Source organism: Vibrio profundi (assembly GCF_043642225.1).
Taxonomy (GTDB): Bacteria; Pseudomonadota; Gammaproteobacteria; order Enterobacterales; family Vibrionaceae; genus Vibrio; species Vibrio profundi_A.
The window spans coordinates 252,818-269,969 of record NZ_JBHZSF010000005.1 but is presented as its reverse complement, the minus strand read 5'-3'; the positions used below and the strand labels follow the sequence as shown (position 1 = coordinate 269,969).

At 43.8% G+C, this 17,152-nt stretch carries 14 protein-coding genes; 8 read left to right on the top strand and 6 right to left on the bottom strand.

What is annotated here, in order from left to right; all coding sequences use genetic code 11:
- Positions 1 to 109 precede the first annotated feature (109 nt).
- Positions 110 to 2,059, bottom strand: a complete 1,950-nt coding sequence (locus ACHUFI_RS10950) for a transglycosylase SLT domain-containing protein (RefSeq protein WP_394249042.1) — start codon at positions 2,057 to 2,059, stop codon at positions 110 to 112.
- 267 nt (positions 2,060 to 2,326) lie between these two features.
- Between ACHUFI_RS10950 and ettA the strand changes: the two genes are divergently transcribed.
- From ettA to ACHUFI_RS10935, 3 genes are all read left to right on the top strand, one after another.
- Positions 2,327 to 3,994, top strand: coding sequence for an energy-dependent translational throttle protein EttA (ettA, locus tag ACHUFI_RS10945; RefSeq protein WP_394249040.1), 1,668 nt, complete (start codon positions 2,327 to 2,329; stop codon positions 3,992 to 3,994).
- A gap of 98 nt (positions 3,995 to 4,092) precedes the next feature.
- Positions 4,093 to 4,461: a PilZ domain-containing protein gene (locus ACHUFI_RS10940; RefSeq protein WP_394249038.1), complete on the top strand. Its 369-nt coding sequence runs from the start codon at positions 4,093 to 4,095 to the stop codon at positions 4,459 to 4,461.
- Between the two features lie 48 nt (positions 4,462 to 4,509).
- The gene (locus ACHUFI_RS10935) at positions 4,510 to 5,532 is read left to right on the top strand and encodes a M23 family metallopeptidase (protein ID WP_394249036.1); all 1,023 of its coding nucleotides are present in this window, start codon (positions 4,510 to 4,512) and stop codon (positions 5,530 to 5,532) included.
- Positions 5,533 to 5,612: 80 nt separating this feature from the next.
- On the opposite strand, the gene tyrA is transcribed toward ACHUFI_RS10935, so the two are convergent.
- The 3 genes from tyrA to nagZ all read right to left on the bottom strand — a co-directional run bounded on the left by tyrA (position 5,613) and on the right by nagZ (position 9,103).
- Positions 5,613 to 6,740, bottom strand: coding sequence for a bifunctional chorismate mutase/prephenate dehydrogenase (gene tyrA / locus ACHUFI_RS10930; RefSeq protein WP_394249034.1), 1,128 nt, complete (start codon positions 6,738 to 6,740; stop codon positions 5,613 to 5,615).
- Between the two features lie 45 nt (positions 6,741 to 6,785).
- Positions 6,786 to 7,859 carry a 3-deoxy-7-phosphoheptulonate synthase gene (locus ACHUFI_RS10925; protein WP_394249032.1) on the bottom strand — a complete coding sequence of 358 codons (1,074 nt, stop codon included), beginning with the start codon at positions 7,857 to 7,859 and terminating at the stop codon, positions 6,786 to 6,788.
- 251 nt (positions 7,860 to 8,110) lie between these two features.
- Positions 8,111 to 9,103, bottom strand: a complete 993-nt coding sequence (gene nagZ, locus ACHUFI_RS10920) for a beta-N-acetylhexosaminidase (protein ID WP_394249030.1) — start codon at positions 9,101 to 9,103, stop codon at positions 8,111 to 8,113.
- A 100-nt stretch (positions 9,104 to 9,203) separates the two neighbouring features.
- On the opposite strand from nagZ, the gene ACHUFI_RS10915 reads away from it, so the two are divergent.
- Together ACHUFI_RS10915 and murQ are read left to right on the top strand one after the other, a co-directional pair.
- Complete coding sequence (locus tag ACHUFI_RS10915) at positions 9,204 to 10,334, top strand: anhydro-N-acetylmuramic acid kinase (protein ID WP_394249028.1); 1,131 nt, start codon at positions 9,204 to 9,206, stop codon at positions 10,332 to 10,334.
- A gap of 43 nt (positions 10,335 to 10,377) precedes the next feature.
- Positions 10,378 to 11,301 (top strand): N-acetylmuramic acid 6-phosphate etherase, encoded by a 924-nt coding sequence (murQ, locus tag ACHUFI_RS10910; RefSeq protein WP_394249026.1) that lies wholly within the window; start codon positions 10,378 to 10,380, stop codon positions 11,299 to 11,301.
- Positions 11,302 to 11,382: 81 nt separating this feature from the next.
- Here murQ and ACHUFI_RS10905 read toward each other — a convergent pair whose 3' ends face one another.
- Complete coding sequence (locus tag ACHUFI_RS10905; RefSeq protein ID WP_394249024.1) at positions 11,383 to 11,727, bottom strand: DUF2799 domain-containing protein; 345 nt, start codon at positions 11,725 to 11,727, stop codon at positions 11,383 to 11,385.
- A gap of 222 nt (positions 11,728 to 11,949) precedes the next feature.
- Here ACHUFI_RS10905 and ACHUFI_RS10900 point away from each other — a divergent pair, with 222 nt between their 5' ends.
- From ACHUFI_RS10900 to btsR, 3 genes are all read left to right on the top strand, one after another.
- Positions 11,950 to 13,443, top strand: coding sequence for a carbon starvation CstA family protein (locus ACHUFI_RS10900; protein WP_394249022.1), 1,494 nt, complete (start codon positions 11,950 to 11,952; stop codon positions 13,441 to 13,443).
- Between the two features lie 181 nt (positions 13,444 to 13,624).
- Positions 13,625 to 15,301 (top strand): LytS/YhcK type 5TM receptor domain-containing protein, encoded by a 1,677-nt coding sequence (locus tag ACHUFI_RS10895; RefSeq protein ID WP_394249020.1) that lies wholly within the window; start codon positions 13,625 to 13,627, stop codon positions 15,299 to 15,301.
- A gap of 45 nt (positions 15,302 to 15,346) precedes the next feature.
- Positions 15,347 to 16,078, top strand: coding sequence for a two-component system response regulator BtsR (gene btsR, locus ACHUFI_RS10890; protein WP_394249018.1), 732 nt, complete (start codon positions 15,347 to 15,349; stop codon positions 16,076 to 16,078).
- A 93-nt stretch (positions 16,079 to 16,171) separates the two neighbouring features.
- On the opposite strand, the gene ispH is transcribed toward btsR, so the two are convergent.
- The gene (gene ispH / locus ACHUFI_RS10885) at positions 16,172 to 17,128 is read right to left on the bottom strand and encodes a 4-hydroxy-3-methylbut-2-enyl diphosphate reductase (RefSeq protein WP_394249016.1); all 957 of its coding nucleotides are present in this window, start codon (positions 17,126 to 17,128) and stop codon (positions 16,172 to 16,174) included.
- Between the last annotated feature and the right edge of the window lie 24 nt (positions 17,129 to 17,152).

Below are 17,152 nucleotides of genomic sequence, written 5' to 3'. Positions count from 1 at the left end.
CGCATTGTATACTGAAATTCATATAGAAGTGTTTAATTAACCGAAAGAACATTAGCCTCTAACAAAATCATGGGACTGAAGACACACCACCACATGCCTTCAGTCTAGATCAGTATTTGGTCTGCACTTCATGCTCTTTTAGGAATGCACCATCCACTCCCAAAATATCTCGATAGTAGGTTTCAAACATCAAAATATTCTGCACATAACCTCGTGTTTCTTTAAAAGGGATCGCTTCTATGAATGCATAAGCATCAAGCTTTCCAGCGGTGCGCTCTCGCCATAATTTTACTCGGTTTGGGCCCGCGTTGTAAGCAGCGAAAGCAAAAATTCGGTTATTGTCGTACTGATTTAGTAGCCCATCTAAGTAATGGCTGCCAATTTCAATATTTTTGCCTACTTGATACAAATCGTCACTCCCCTGGTAGGACAACTTATATTTCTTCGCCGTGTATTTCGCTGTGGTTGGCATGATCTGCATGATGCCTCTTGCCCCGACCGGCGAACGCGCTTCACTGTCTAACGCACTTTCTTGCCTTGCTAGCGACATCAGTGTGATCGGGTCTATATCGTGTTTTTCGGCATAAAACTTAAACCACCACTGATGCGCGACAGGGAAACGTAAGGTGAGGTTATCCCACATCTTCGCCGTGATACTCGCGGTAACGGTTAGATGGTTCCAGCCTTTCTCAGCAGCGTATGCCGCTAACATCGACTGTTCAGTTTTAGAGGTTCTTCTTAATAACCAACGCCACTCACTTTTTGCAGCGGCGATCTTATCTAACTCAATAAGCTCTTCAATTCTCAACAAATCAGTTAGATAAGGCTTTATCACAGCGCTATCAAAGTTGAGCGTTGAAGTTGAATATTGGATAGATTGCTTAATTTCTTTGGCTGCGGCAACGCTATAAAAGTTTCTTTCACCGGTCAGTGACTCCAATCGCTGGTAGCCTTGTTTACTATTGCCTAGAGCAACTTCAGCGCGTCCTAACCAATATTGCCAACGCAATGAATTTTGATGGGAATCGTCAAGCTTACCAATCCAATGCGTCACAGCATCCCAGTCTGCATATTGGATGGCTAAACGAATACGACGCTCGATCAACACTTGTCTCGACGAGTTATCTAAGACTTGATCTCGCCATTTAGCCAACTCTTTATCATCAGTATTGATCAATCGAAACGCTAGATATTCGCCAAGCTCCTGTTGTTTCGCAGGGCCGAATTGCTGCGCTTGCATCACCTGTTGGTATTTCGATTGAGCCTGAACAACCGATTTTCGCGCCAATTTTTCGAACGCATATTCCGTTTGAGCGCGATAGAAATCGGTCGCCTTATGCTTTTTAGCAAAAGTTAAAACACTCTCAGGATTGCGATACAGTTCTTTCATCGCAACAGCTTGTTTCTTTTTCTCGGGATTTTCGATTTGCTTAATGAGATAACTCATCAATGAACCATTTCGATTATCGAACGCCAGTAGCATACGCTCCAATATAATATCGTCGCTGCGCAGCCCCGCTTTATCCCAGCTATCAAAAAGTGGATCGCAGTGGTCATCCACACCATTACCACTTAACCACAATTGATGCGTCCCTTTGTACGCGAGGTCTTTATTACCTTGCTCTAAATGTGCTCGGTAATAAATACATTGGTACGCCTCACCAACCGGCTCCTTAGTTTGAAAATCCACGACATCGTCCCAACGCTTTTGCTTCGCTAGGGTCGTTAAATAAGGCGCTCGAACGCGATTAGAAAAAGGAAAGTTTTGGTGAGTATCGATGAAGATATTGACTTGCTCTGGTGATTGTTCAGAGAGTTTGACCAAAAAAGCTCGATAATCGGTATACGGCGTCAGTGCGTAACTCGATATCTGAGGACGAATAGCTTGATAAGCAGAGAGATTTCTTTCATCCAATAAATCTTGTGCTTTTTCATAGGTAATGCGTTGTTGTTTTAACTCAGAAACATTGCTGGATAACGCATTGTGACTGAAGAGCAAAGCCGAGAAGACAGCAGAGGTAAATGCGGCGGCTTTTGGTCTGAATAAATAAGAAAACATGCGCTCTATTCCTTAGTGCGTGTTTGGATGCGTATAGATAACTATTAACGCCAAATATGACCGCAAATGTAAAGACTTTGAATGTAAATATTATTAATTTAACAATTCTGATTCAGCAGTCTCCTCCCCAACGTCTAATTATTCACCGGTTCAATCCATGCCCGCGATCACTCTCAAAAAGCTTAATGATGCCTAGGAGTAACAAATTGGCCGATATTGGTATAAAATAGTCCCTAATTTTGAACAATAATTAGGAACGATCGGCAAATGGCTGAATACGTATATACCATGTCTCGGGTGAGCAAAACTGTGCCACCTAAACGTCAAATTCTTAAAGACATTTCTCTTAGCTTTTTCCCTGGCGCTAAAATCGGTGTTTTAGGTCTGAATGGTTCTGGTAAATCTACCCTACTACGTATCATGGCAGGTATTGATAAAGACATTGATGGTGAAGCTCGTGCACAGCAAGGCCTGAATGTTGGTTACTTACCGCAAGAGCCTGTACTTGACGAATCTAAAACCGTTCGTGAAATTGTTGAAGAAGCCGTTTCTGACGTTGCAGACGCGCTTAAACGTATCGACGCAGTTTACGCAGCTTATGCAGAACCAGATGCAGACTTCGATGCGCTAGCGAAAGAGCAAGGCGAACTAGAAGCACTGATTCAAGCAAAAGATGGTCATAACCTTGAAAGTGCTCTTGAGCGTGCCGCTGACGCTCTTCGTCTTCCTGAATGGGATGCAAAAATTGAGCACCTATCAGGTGGTGAACGCCGTCGTGTCGCTATCTGTCGCCTACTTCTTGAGAAGCCAGACATGCTGCTTCTTGACGAACCAACCAACCACTTGGATGCAGAATCAGTTGCTTGGCTAGAGCATTTCCTTGTTGATTACACAGGTACTGTTGTGGCGATTACCCACGACCGTTACTTCCTAGATAACGCTGCTGGCTGGATTCTAGAACTTGACCGTGGTGAAGGTATTCCATGGCAAGGTAACTACACATCTTGGCTAGAGCAAAAAGATGAGCGTCTAAAGCAAGAGAAAGCGGGCGAAAGCGCTCGTCAAAAGACCATTGAGAAAGAACTTGAATGGGTTCGTCAAAACCCTAAAGGCCGTCAAGCTAAGTCTAAAGCTCGTATGGCTCGTTTTGAAGAGCTAACAACTGGCCAATACCAGAAGCGTAACGAAACTAACGAACTGTTCATCCCGCCAGGTGAGCGTCTAGGTGACAAAGTTCTTGAAGTGAAGAACCTAACCAAGTCATTCGGTGACCGCGTTCTTATCGATGATCTATCGTTCAGCATGCCTAAGGGTGCTATCGTGGGTATCGTCGGTGCCAACGGTGCGGGTAAATCAACACTATTCAAGATGCTAAGCGGCGCAGAGCAACCAGATTCAGGTACGGTTGAACTGGGCGAAACCGTTAAGCTTGCTTCTGTTGATCAGTTCCGCGACAGCATGGACGACACTAAGACAGTATTCCAAGAGATCTCTGAAGGCGCTGATATCATTAAGATCAACAACTTCGAAATCCCAGCACGTGCATACTGCTCTCGTTTCAACTTCAAAGGTAACGACCAACAGAAGATCATCGGTGAGCTTTCTGGTGGTGAACGTAACCGTGTTCACTTAGCGAAACTGCTAAAAGCGGGCGGTAACGTACTGCTACTCGATGAGCCTACCAACGACCTAGACGTTGAAACGTTACGTGCTCTTGAAGAAGCACTGCTTGAGTTCCCTGGCTGTGCAATGGTTATCTCGCACGACCGTTGGTTCTTAGACCGTATTGCGACACATATTCTAGATTACCGTGATGAAGGTCAGGTTAACTTCTACGAAGGTAACTATACTGAGTACAGTGAGTGGTTGAAAAAAACTCTTGGTGCTCAAGCGGCTGAACCTCACCGCATCAAATACAAGCGTATTGCAAAATAATATCGCTTGTATTTAAACCAAAGGCCGCTATGATTAGCGGCCTTATATAGTTATGAGCCACCATACTTTAAATTACGATATATAAGAGAGAACGTATCATGGTAGAAAGACGCCGCTTTTCGCGCATCCTTTATCAGGTGCCAGCGAAAGTAACTCAAGAATCAATTGAACTAACAGGTTCTGTTCAAGATTTATCGTTACATGGTGTGCTATTGCAATGTGATAGTGGCTCAAAACTGAATACTTCTTTACCTATCACGGTCAGCTTTACGCTCAATGAAAGTGATATTGATATCCAACTAGAAGCGAGCATAATCTCTACTAACAATACCTCAATGCGCTTGAGAATAGAGCATTTAGATATTGATAGTATCAGCCATTTAAAACGCTTAGTTGAACTCAACGTCGGTGATGATAGTCTGCTCCACCGTGAGCTAGAATATTTATCTGACTTAGGTGACGAATAATTTTGACTCTGTAGACAGCGGAACTGTCACGCTAATTAATTAACCAGTATGTCCCAAAAAGTTTCTATCACGATTCCTTCGCGCCAAGGTGATCAAACCTTTTACCTTGGCCGAAAATCGATCTCAGCTATTGTCCTCACTCTAGTTTCAGCTCCGATCCTGCTAGGTGGAGCTCTATACTTACATCTAGATAATAAATGGAAAAATGAACAAGCCATGCAAAAAACGCAAGGTGAGTTCGAGTTGGCATTAGCTAATCTCAATAGCAAGAATGGTGAGTTAAGCTCACTGTACCAAGAGCAAGTCGATACTAATCACTCTCTTTCTCAAGCTTTAGTCGAGAAAGAAGGTAAAATCCAACTGCTTGGTAAACGTGTTTATGATGTGGAATCTGTCCTTGGCCTAGTGAATGAAGAGATCGTCAATGATGAATTTTCGCTAGAAGACCGCATTGATGCAGCCGCGATTGACTCGGCGGTTCGCGCAACTATGTTCCGACTGATCCCAAATGATAGCCCGATGGCCTATCAACGTATTTCTTCCTCCTATGGCCGAAGAACCAACCCAATTACAGGAAAGCGTCATACGCACACCGGTATTGATTTGACCTGTAAGCGCGGGGAAGAAATCCTTGCTCCGGCTGATGGTGTCATCGAGACCGTTCGTCCAAGCAAGAAAGGCTTTGGTAACTTTATGACCCTCCGCCACTCTTTTGGCTTTATGAGCTCTTACGCACACTTACAAAGGTTTAAAGTACGCAGTGGTGAGTTTGTTAGCAAAGGAGATGTCATTGCAACGTGTGGTAATTCAGGTAACTCGACAGGTCCTCACCTTCATTATGAAGTACGCTTCCTAGGGCGAGCTTTGAACCCGCAGTATTTAATGGATTGGACGCCTGATAACTTTAACTACGTTTTCGAAAAAGAGAAGAAAGTAAAATGGGGACCATTGGTGCAACTGATTGATAATGTTGTACGCCTTCAAATCAACTTAACCAATGTGCCATACCGTGATTCAAGTATTGAAACCGTATCAAGCGAAGAAGTAAACAAGCCTTTGGACACCAATTGACGGTCACGAAGCACTCGAAAAGAAAGAGCAGCCTAGGCTGCTCTTTTTAATGGGGGATTATTCGTTATAGCTATTTGATACTAACCACGATGGATTGCATCATTCGCTTGTTTGAGCAAGTTTTGGCTTTCATCTAGGAACTGCTGAGAGTAATCACCAAACCAGTTACTCACTTCATTAAAGCTTTCTACAAATTTCGCTTTATCTTTACCATCTAAAATTTCCAAAGCTTCACCGAAACATGCATGGAAGCGTCGAATCATATCGATGTTTTCTTCTGAAGACAGAATGATATCGCCATATAGGTTTGGATCTTGTGCAAACAGACGGCCAACCATCGCGATTTCTAAACGGTAAATCGGCGAACTTAGCTTCAAAAGCTGGTCAATATTCGGATTTTCTTTACTTAAATGCAGCCCGTATGCAAAAGACGTAAAGTGACGTAGAGCTTGAATAAGGGTCATCCCTTTATCATGTTCGCTCGCATCCATCTGACACAAGCTCGCTCCCCAAATACCAAACTGCTCCAACAGCCATTGGTAACTGTCTTCGCCACGGCCATCGCTGTATACAATTACCTGTTTCGCAAGGCTCGGAACATCAGGGCCAAACATTGGATGAAGACCAACAACTGGGCCTTGGTGAACATCAAGCATTGCTTTAAGAGGCTTAGATTTTATTGATGTTAAATCACATAGGATACAGTCACTTGGTAACTTCCCTAGCTTTTCAATCACACTTTGCGTCAAGTTGATTGGAACGGTGACAACCACTAAACCGGCATTATCTAAGATCTCATCCGCACGATCCCAATCTTGACTGCCAAGTACTTTTACTTGATAGCCCGACAGAGTAAACATACGGCCAAACAAGCCACCAAGCTGACCATTACCACCAATAATAACCACTGAACGCAATTCAGGATTCAAACACTTAAAACCCGAATCTTTTTCACTCGCATAAGATTCACGCATAGTTCGACGTAAAATATCTTCAATCAGCTGAGGTGGAACACCTTTTTTCTCAGCTTCTTGGCGACGTGAAGCGAGCATAGCTGCTTCACGGTCTGGCGCGTAGATCGGCAAGCCATACTCACTTTTCACTTCGCCTACTTTTTCTACCAAAGCTAATCGCTGTGATAGTAAGTCCAACATTTGTTTGTCTACTGCGTCAATTTGGTCGCGTAATTCGTTCAGTTCAACGGCCATTATTATTCCTTTCCAATCTCTAAGCCTTTGTTCATTTAAATGAAATTAATCTTTTAAACGATTTTCCAAAAACGGAACTAACTCCGTATGGGCATGTTTCAATAGTGCCTCAGTTGAATCCCAATTGATACACGCATCGGTAATGGAAACGCCGTATTTCATTTCATTTAGAGGAATATCTGAAGATTGGTTACCTTCGCTTAGATGACTTTCGATCATTAAGCCAATGATCGACTTATTGCCTTCACGAATTTGGTGAATCACATCTTCAGCGACCAAAGGTTGGCGACGGAAATCTTTGCGAGAGTTTGCATGGCTACAATCCACCATTAATGAAGCATCAAGGCCAGTTTTCGCTAGTTCTTGTTCACATTCGTGTACTGATACTGAATCGTAGTTTGTCTGTTTGCCACCACGTAAAATTACGTGACCATTAGGGTTACCTTGAGTGGTTAATAACGCAACTTGACCTTCGCGGCTGATCCCCATAAAGCGGTGGCTAGAAGAAGCAGCTTGCATTGCGTTAATCGCCGTACCTAAGTTGCCATCTGTACCATTTTTGAAACCAATTGGCATGGATAAACCACTCGCCATTTCGCGGTGTGTTTGAGATTCAGTCGTTCGAGCACCAATTGCCGCCCAGCTGAATGTATCCGCTAGGTATTGTGGACTAATCGGATCAAGTGCTTCTGTTGCTAACGGGATTTCCATTTCAGCTAGCTCAACTAAAAGCTCGCGACCCACATGTAAACCGTGCTCAATATCGAACGTTCCATCTAGGTGCGGGTCATTGATCAAGCCTTTCCAACCAACAGTGGTACGGGGTTTTTCAAAGTAAACGCGCATAACAATATACAGTTGGTCACTCAGTTGCTCTGACAGTGCCTTAAGACGCTTTGCGTATTCTTTCGCCGCTTCAACATCATGAATGGAACATGGTCCACAGACGATCAACATACGGTGATCTTTCTTATGAATAATGTTCGCGATGGTTTGACGAGACTCTTGAATAAAACGACGAGCATTATCACTAAGAGGTAGTTTTGCTTTTAGCTCCTCTGGAGTAATCAGTACCTGTTCATCGATAATATTGACATTGCTTAATTCACTTTTCTGCATAACTCAACCTGTATATTTAAATTTACACCCAAGACATCCATTTGGGCTATTCAATCTTTAAATACAAACTAACAGCAATAGAAATGATTGCAAGTGTAAACAATAAAAAACATTTGTCGTAAATTATTATTTACACCATTACTTTGGTAAAGCTCAGTACATTTAAGACCTTAAGTAGTCATAACAAACAATAAAAAAGGTCATAACACGAGTTATGACCTCTATTAACTTCAACTTCGCTGAATTTTTGTTCAGAGCGAATTTTCAAGTATTCGCTTCATCGACTCAGAAGACTCTTTCCATTGTGCAGATGAGGATAGCTCGGATAAGGAGAAAGACTGTTGTTTAATTAAATTATCCGCAATAGGTACTTCAAGAATAGGTAAGTTATCCAAGACTTCTACTTGTGCGTCACGTTGATTGCAAACTAACACCATGTCACAGCCTGCCGCTAACGCTGTGTGTGAGCGCTCAGCTGGTCCACCCATAATAGCAGCACCCTCCATCGTCAGGTCATCTGAAAAAACCAGTCCTTTAAAGCCAAGCTTTTTACGCAGAATGTCTTGTAACCAATACTGAGATCCACTCGCTGGATGCTTATCATAATGAGAATAAACGACATGAGCAGGCATCATCGCATCTAAAATTCCCGACTCAATCTGCGCTTTGAAAATCGCCATATCGGTTTCAAAAATATTATCTCGATCATCAAATGGCGTTTCTAAGTGAGAATCGGCGATCACACCACCGTGTCCAGGGAAGTGTTTACCCGTGGTCGCCATACCTACTGACTTCATTCCTTTCATATAAGCCGAGCTGTGTTTCAGAATGGTTGAAACGTCTTCACCAAAAGAGCGGTTACCTATCGCTTTACACTCATAACCTTTATCCAGAACCGGAGCAAAACTCAGATCAATATCATGGGCGATAAGCTCTGCAGCCATTAACCATCCCGCCTGCTCTGCTAACTGCTCACCATTGGCGTGTTTCGCAAACTCTTGAGCCGCAGGAATAATAGAGAACCCACCTCTAAAACGTTGAACTCTTCCACCTTCTTGGTCAACGCCGATCAATAATGGGCGCTTTGCTGCTTTTCTTATCTCAGAATTTAATGCAAGCAGCTGTTTACTATCATGATAATTACGAGCAAAAAGGATCACCCCACCTACAGTAGGATGTTCAATAATTTCTTTGTCTTCAGCAGTAAGTTCATAGCCTGCTACATCTAGCCACAACGGTCCCATGATTTATCCTTTACTCAACCAAATTTCATAAGCGTAATGAGGTTATTCCGTTTAAATTTGCATTACAATGTTTTTAACCTAGCGACAGAAGAGTTTAGAAATGGATCATAAAGAGCTTTATATCGGTGTGATGTCTGGCACCAGCATGGATGCAGTAGACACGGCTCTTGTTTCAATTTGCGGCAATGACATTACTTTGCTCGCGCATGATGAATACCCCTTTCCAGATACGCTCAAACAAAATTTATTGGATGTCTGTATTGGGCAAGAAACTAACCTTAAAGTCATTGGTGAGCTTGACCACCAGCTCGGTCACTTATTTGCAGAGGCGGTATTACGGCTTCTCCAATACTCTGGGGTTAAAGTTTCAGACATCACCGCGATTGGCAACCACGGGCAAACAGTCTTCCATCAACCAACGGGAAACTTACCTTTTACGATGCAATTAGGCGATGCCAATATCATCGCCGCCAAGACTGGCATTCCTACGGTTGCCGATTTCAGACGTAAAGATATGGCACTCGGCGGACAAGGAGCGCCTCTGGTCCCTGCTTTTCATAACACGATATTCAAAACTCAGTCTTCTAACGTGGTCGTTCTCAATATTGGTGGCATCTCCAATATCTCCGTTCTTCAACCTAATAAAAAGGTACTTGGTTACGATACAGGTCCAGGCAACATGCTAATGGATGCGTGGGTACATAAATGCACCGGTGAAAAGTTTGATCATAATGGAAAGTTTGCTCAGCAAGGGGCAGTATTACCCGATTTGTTACGCATACTGACCCGTGAGCCTTATTTCACTCAAGCGCCTCCTAAAAGTACGGGGCGTGAGCTCTTCAACTTGCCTTGGCTTGAAGAGAAACTTTCAACCTACCAAACCTTAACGGCTGCATCTCTAAATAGACACGACATACAGAGAACGCTTTGTGAATTCACCGCGCTAACTATCGCTAACGAAGTAAAACGATACCTAGAAGGATCCAACGCCGAATTACTTGTGTGTGGTGGCGGTGCTAGGAACCCACTACTCATGTCACGCCTTGCTTCTTTACTGCCGGAATGGCAAGTCTCATCAACCTCAGACAAAGGCGTAGATAGCGATAACATGGAGGCCATGGCATTCGCATGGCTCGCACAACGAAGAATACATAACCTACCGAGCAATTTACCAGAGGTGACTGGTGCCTCTCAGCTCGCCTCTCTTGGGGTTTTGTATTACGCAGATTAACCACCATGAGTGAATCGCATGGGAAAATAATAATAGGAATACTATGACTAATGACGCGCTAATTTCTGCTTTGTCTCACTTAGTGTCAGAAGGCAGAAACCCAGAAACGATGGACATTGACCTGTTGTCATCATTAGAAATTGTTGAACGCATGAATCAACAAGATGCTCAAGTTCCGGTAGCGGTCGAGAAAGTACTGCCCGAAATTGCTCAAGCCGTAGATAAGATCACTGCCGCCTTTAAAAATGGTGCTCGATTAATCTATATGGGCGCAGGGACCAGTGGCCGCCTCGGTGTTCTTGATGCCTCTGAATGTCCGCCCACCTTCGGAGTTTCCGACCAGATGGTGATAGGGCTGATTGCTGGCGGGCCGGAGGCTATTTTAAAAGCCAAAGAAGGAGCTGAGGATTCCCTTGAATTGGGTGTCGAAGATCTTAAATCCATACAGTTTTCTAAACAAGATGTGCTGGTAGGGATTGCGGCGAGTGGAAGAACCCCCTATGTCATTGGTGCGTTGGAATACGCCAATGAAATCGGGGCAACGAGTGTCGCTCTTTCTTGCAACCCTGACTCACCTATTGCCGACATCGCTCAAATTGCCATTAGCCCAGTGGTTGGCCCAGAAGCGCTCACCGGCTCCACTCGCTTAAAATCCGGTACAGCGCAAAAGCTTGTACTCAACATGCTAACGACGGCCAGCATGATTCGTATTGGCAAGAGTTATCAAAACTTAATGGTTGATGTAAAAGCGACCAATAAGAAACTGGTCGCTCGGGCAGCTCGTATTGTCATGCAAGCAACGGAATGTGAAAAGGCACTAGCTGTAGAAACACTGAAACAAACCGATTATGACGTCAAACTCGCGATCTTGATGATCTTAACCGATCTTGATTTGGCGACTGCAAAACAACAATTGTCTAAACAATCTGGGTTCTTACGTAAAGCCGTTGAAAGCCATACTGAATAACTCATTGAGTAACCCATAAAAAATGAGCTTCATCTTTGACGTAGTATGAAGCTCATTCACTGGGTTTAAAGTGCGGGAGGATTAATTACTATGTTCATCCCAACCACGTTTCCATTCCATACGGAATTTCTGCGCATCCGCAAAGCCAGAACAAACCCCTTCATAATATTGACCAGACAAGCCAATCTGGTAGGCATGATCTGGGTTGCAGTATTCCTCTACACCTTTCTGGTAACCAGTGTCATAGCTAACCTGATCAACACTGCCCAATTCCATCATTTCGTTATAAGAACGCTGCGTGTGGCCTTTAATCCCGTCGCGATAACCGATCTCTAGCCAATCCCCCTGCTCTGCTAAATCCTGAACGCTTGCACTACAGCCAGACAACGCCACAAGTACCAGAAAAGCCGATGTTATTCTTTTCATTTCAGTCCCTTAAATTATCAACATAAGTAGGTTGCCATTAAAATACCTAAATAACCACTAACCTTTTCAGCTTAGCCGTTCACTGGAACTTAAAACCACTTAATCCAGATAAAAACCACTTAATTCGCTATTTAACCACTGACACCTGAAGCGAATGAAGCTTCTATCACTCTATTCTAGTATGCATCCTGACTTACTCATTTAATTCAGGGATAACAGGTTATGATGTGGTTTCTAACTTGCGTAGCGGCTCTCATTGGTGGCTACTTTCTATATGGCGCATTCATCGAAAAAGTTTTCGGTATTAACGAAAAGCGTCAAACTCCAGCTCACACTAAAAAAGACGGCGTTGACTATGTGCCAATGTCGACTCCAAAGGTTTACTTAGTTCAATTGCTTAACATTGCTGGTGTTGGCCCAATTTTTGGCCCTATCATGGGTGCCCTTTACGGCCCTGCTGCGATGCTTTGGATCGTGCTAGGTTGTATCTTTGCTGGTGCGGTACACGACTACTTCTCTGGTATGTTATCTATCCGTAATGGCGGCGCTTCCGTTCCAACCATCACAGGTCGCTACCTAGGTAATGGCGCAAAACACTTTATGAATATCTTTGCCATTATTCTGTTGCTACTTGTTGGGGTGGTATTCGTTTCTGCACCTGCCGGCATGATCACCAACCTTGTGAATGACCAAACCGACTTCACCATGTCGATGACAACAATGGTCGTGATTATTTTTGCCTACTACATCATCGCGACGGTTGTTCCTGTCGATAAAATTATCGGCCGTTTCTACCCACTCTTTGGTGCACTGTTGATCTTCATGTCTGTTGGACTGATTACTGCGATTGGTTTCTCTAGTGAGCACCAAATCATGGGCGGTTTCGAGATGAGCGACATGTTCACCAATATGAATCCAAATGACCTACCACTATGGCCTGCTCTATTCATCACTATCGCTTGTGGTGCTATCTCTGGTTTCCACGCCACTCAATCTCCTCTAATGGCGCGTTGTATGGAAAACGAGAAGAACGGTCGCTTCGTATTCTACGGTGCAATGATCGGTGAAGGCATCATCGCTCTTATCTGGTGTGCGCTTGCTCTATCATTCTTCGGTTCAGTAGATTCACTTGCTGACGCAGTAGCAAATGGTGGCCCTGGTAACGTCGTTTACAGCGCTTCATTTGGCCTACTCGGCGTATTCGGTGGCATCTTGGCTTTCCTAGGTGTGGTTATCCTGCCAATCACTTCTGGTGATACAGCATTCCGCTCAAGCCGCCTTATCCTTGCTGAATACTTCAACATGGAACAGAAAACACTGCGTAACCGCCTGCTAATGGCTCTACCACTGTTTGTTATTGGTGGCATCCTTACTCAAGTAGACTTCGGTATCATCTGGCGCTACTTCGGTTTTGCTAACCAATCAACAGCGGTAATGATGCTGTGGACGGCTTCGGCGTACTTACTTCGTCATAACAAGCTTCACTGGGTCACCACAGTTCCAGCTATCTTTATGACTTCAGTATGTATTACGTTCATCTTGAACAATAGTCAATTAGGCTTCGGCCTTCCAATGCAACTATCAACCATCATTGGTGTATCGGGTGCATTCGCCATCGCAGCTTATGTGATTAAGATTTCTAAAGGAAAAGGCGATATCGATTTAGCTGATGACTCAGACAAAAAAGAAACCAAAGCGGTTACAAAAACCGCGTAACTCTTCAAAGAAAGAGTAAGCCAACACAACTTCGCTTGTACCAACACTTACTTCGGTAAGCTATGGAAGATAAGACCAAAGCCCATCTTTATTGATGGGCTTTGCTTATCTAGAGGTAGAACAACCTATCAACGAACTCGAATGCGAATTACACTAAACAAGTGTCTCAATAGGTGAATCTATGGAATTAATACTCTCTCTGCTTCAACAAACTTGTGTCTACCTAGTATTAGCTTACATGCTAAGTAAGACGCCGCTAATCCTTCCCTTGTTGAGTATTTCCTCTCGCCTGAGCCACAAAGTTAGCTGCTACATACTATTTTCACTGTTCTGCATTATGGGCACCTATTTCGGATTGCAGATCAATGATGCCATCGCCAATACTCGTGCAATGGGTGCCGTCATGGGAGGCCTATTTGGCGGCCCAGTTGTCGGCTTCGCTGTTGGCTTTACAGGCGGTATTCACCGTTATTCGCTGGGTGGTTTTACCGATCTTGCCTGCGCAATATCAACCACAGCTGAAGGGCTTATCGGAGGCTTGCTGCACGTCTATTTAGTCCGAAAAAACAAAGCAAGCCAATTGTTTAACCCGATGGTGGTGTTCTCTATCACTCTGTTTGCCGAAATCATCCAAATGTTGATTCTCCTGATCGTCGCCAAACCGTTCGATCAAGCGTATGCACTCGTTTCTGATATTGCGGCTCCGATGATCATTGCTAACTCAGTTGGCGCGGCGCTGTTTATGAGCATCATTCAAGATAGAAAGACCATCTTCGAGAAGTACTCAGCCACCTTTTCACGCCGAGCGTTAACCATTGCAGAACGTTCTGTGGGCATTCTGCATGGCGGTTTTAACTCAAAAAACGCCCAGAAGATTGTCCGAATTATCTATGAAGAGACCAACGTGGGTGCAGTGGCAATTACTGACCGAGAAAAAATCCTCGCCTTTGTAGGAATAGGCGATGAACACCATAACCCTAATACTCCTATTTCTTCGCAAAGTACCCTCACTTCGATGGAGAAAAATGACATCATCTACTTAGATGGTAAAGAGAACCCATACCAATGCTCACTTTCTCCTGACTGTAAACTTGGCTCTGCGCTGATTATTCCATTAAGGGCGGGCAATGAAGTCGTCGGAACTATTAAGCTTTACGAGCCTAAACTGAAGCTATTCTCAACGATCAATATGTCGATGGCGGAAGGTATTGCCCAACTGCTATCCAGCCAAATATTATTCAGCAACTATCAGCAGCAACAAACGTTACTCACTCAGGCTGAAATCAAGCTGCTGCACGCACAAGTGAATCCACACTTTCTGTTTAATGCGCTTAACACCATCAGTGCAGTCACACGGAGAGATCCAGATAAAGCTCGCTCGCTCATTCAACACTTGTCTCACTTCTTTAGAAGCAACCTAAAACAGAATATTAATACCGTGAAACTTAAAGATGAGTTGGCTCATGTCAATGCTTACCTAACCATAGAAAAAGCACGCTTCACAGATAGGTTGGAAGTGGAATGGGACATCGATTCACAGTTGTATGAAGCTGAACTTCCTAGCTTTACCCTGCAACCTTTAGTCGAGAATGCGATTAAACACGGTATTTCCAACATGCTCGAAGGTGGAAAGGTAAGAATTTACAGCCAGTGTTCTAACGGTACTTTTACGATCAGCGTTGAAGATAATGCTGGCAGCTATCAGGAACCAACGAAAGAGCACTCTGGTTTAGGGATGGAAATTGTAAATAAGAGACTTACCAACTTCTTTGGCCAAGATTCGGCACTAAAAATAGAATCTCAGCCGCAGCAATTTACGCGAATGAGCTTTATTATCCCTCTCGATAAACAACTATAGTGAAACAGAGACAAACATGGATAGGCAGTACATCAAGGTCGAACAATGTTAAAAGCACTAGTAATAGATGACGAACTCTTTGCCCGAGAAGAGCTGATTGAGCTCCTTATGGAAACTGGAGATGTCCAAATAGTTGGTCAAGCGAACAACGCCATTGAAGGGCTAAAACAGATCAATCTCTTAAAGCCGGATGTAGTCTTCCTTGATATACAAATGCCTCAAGTGACTGGTATCGAACTCCTAAGCATGCTCGACCCTGACACTATGCCTTACGTGGTGTTTGTAACGGCCTACGACCAATATGCCATCCAAGCTTTCGAAGACAACGCCTTTGATTACCTGCTCAAGCCTGTTGAACCGTGCCGGCTTAAGAAGAGCGTTTCTAGGCTCATGAAAGTCACCAAGCAAAGCCAAGTAACTCCTAAGCAAAACATCGATTCCATTGCTCCTAGTCATCTCGAGCAGATACCTTGCATTGGGCATAATCGTATCGTCATCATGGCCAGCCAAACCGTAGAATGTGCTTATTCCGATATTAGTGGTGTGCATGTTCGCAGCCCATCATTGACAGCGACTTCACAATTGACTCTGAAAATTTTGGAAGAAAAAACCGACCTTATTCGCTGTCATCGACAATACCTAATCAATATAAAGTCGATACAAGAGATTAAATTATTAGAAAATGGATTAGCAGAGATCGTCACGCTTACTGGCTTTGAAGTGCCTGTAAGTCGTCGCTACCTCAAAGCTTTAAAAGAACAACTTGGAATTCAGTAATACGCGCACTGCCAATTCTATGTTGTTAGCAGGTTCAAAAAAGCCAACGCATCAACGTTGGCTTTTTACTATTTACGAATCGATCGCTAGTGATTAGTCGACTTGTTTAATCTGTAGCTCGCGTGGTACTTCAAAGAACATATTCTCTTCACGACCTTGAATTTCTTCAACATCAGTAGCGCCTAGCTCGCGAATACGATCTAAGATTTGATTGACTAGCTCTTCTGGGGCAGAAGCTCCCGCTGTTACACCAACTTTCTTCTTACCTTCAACCCATTCTGTTTGAATGTCTTCAGGGCAATCCGTTAGGTAACCTGGAGTCCCAAGCTTCTCTGCTAGTTCTTTTAAGCGAGTAGAGTTAGAAGAGTTCTTAGAACCGACAACAATCACTACATCCACATCATTAGCCATCTCACGCACCGCATCTTGACGGTTTTGTGTCGCGTAACAGATATCGTCTTTACGAGGGCCTTGGATTTCTGGGAACACGCGGCGTAGTTCTTCAATCACATCAGCGGTTTCATCCACTGACAGAGTGGTTTGGCTAACGTAATGAAGATTGCTAGGATCATTCACCTTTAACTTATGAACATCTTCTGGCTTCTCAACTAAATACATTCCCCCGGTCTGGCTCGCATATTGGCCCATCGTGCCTTCAACTTCAGGGTGACCAGCGTGACCGATCAAAACCACTTCCATATTTTTACGGCTTGCGCGAGCCACTTCCATATGAACTTTAGTTACCAATGGGCAAGTCGCATCAAAGACAGTAAGCTCACGTTCTTTGGCTTCTTTGCGAACCGCCTGCGATACACCGTGTGCAGAAAAGATCACTATGTTGTCATCAGGTACTTCATGCAGTTCTTCAACGAAAATCGCACCACGCTGCTTTAACCCTTCTACGACAAAACGGTTATGTACCACTTCATGACGTACATAAATAGGTGGCTGGTACATTTCTAATGCACGTTCGACGATGCTGATCGCGCGATCAACACCAGCACAAAAACCGCGAGGGTTTGCTAACAGTATTTTCATTTCGTTGCTCATGAGCTAAAAATAATTCTTATGGAG

What these genes read in the sequence shown, in the direction of transcription:
- ACHUFI_RS10950 (WP_394249042.1), bottom strand. Translation starts at nt 2,059, where the DNA reads ATGTTTTCTTATTTATTCAGACCAAAAGCCGCCGCATTTACCTCTGCT.
- ettA (WP_394249040.1), top strand. Translation starts at nt 2,327, where the DNA reads ATGGCTGAATACGTATATACCATGTCTCGGGTGAGCAAAACTGTGCCA.
- ACHUFI_RS10940 (WP_394249038.1), top strand. Translation starts at nt 4,093, where the DNA reads ATGGTAGAAAGACGCCGCTTTTCGCGCATCCTTTATCAGGTGCCAGCG.
- ACHUFI_RS10935 (WP_394249036.1), top strand. Translation starts at nt 4,510, where the DNA reads ATGTCCCAAAAAGTTTCTATCACGATTCCTTCGCGCCAAGGTGATCAA.
- tyrA (WP_394249034.1), bottom strand. Translation starts at nt 6,740, where the DNA reads ATGGCCGTTGAACTGAACGAATTACGCGACCAAATTGACGCAGTAGAC.
- ACHUFI_RS10925 (WP_394249032.1), bottom strand. Translation starts at nt 7,859, where the DNA reads ATGCAGAAAAGTGAATTAAGCAATGTCAATATTATCGATGAACAGGTA.
- nagZ (WP_394249030.1), bottom strand. Translation starts at nt 9,103, where the DNA reads ATGGGACCGTTGTGGCTAGATGTAGCAGGCTATGAACTTACTGCTGAA.
- ACHUFI_RS10915 (WP_394249028.1), top strand. Translation starts at nt 9,204, where the DNA reads ATGGATCATAAAGAGCTTTATATCGGTGTGATGTCTGGCACCAGCATG.
- murQ (WP_394249026.1), top strand. Translation starts at nt 10,378, where the DNA reads ATGACTAATGACGCGCTAATTTCTGCTTTGTCTCACTTAGTGTCAGAA.
- ACHUFI_RS10905 (WP_394249024.1), bottom strand. Translation starts at nt 11,727, where the DNA reads ATGAAAAGAATAACATCGGCTTTTCTGGTACTTGTGGCGTTGTCTGGC.
- ACHUFI_RS10900 (WP_394249022.1), top strand. Translation starts at nt 11,950, where the DNA reads ATGATGTGGTTTCTAACTTGCGTAGCGGCTCTCATTGGTGGCTACTTT.
- ACHUFI_RS10895 (WP_394249020.1), top strand. Translation starts at nt 13,625, where the DNA reads ATGGAATTAATACTCTCTCTGCTTCAACAAACTTGTGTCTACCTAGTA.
- btsR (WP_394249018.1), top strand. Translation starts at nt 15,347, where the DNA reads ATGTTAAAAGCACTAGTAATAGATGACGAACTCTTTGCCCGAGAAGAG.
- ispH (WP_394249016.1), bottom strand. Translation starts at nt 17,128, where the DNA reads ATGAGCAACGAAATGAAAATACTGTTAGCAAACCCTCGCGGTTTTTGT.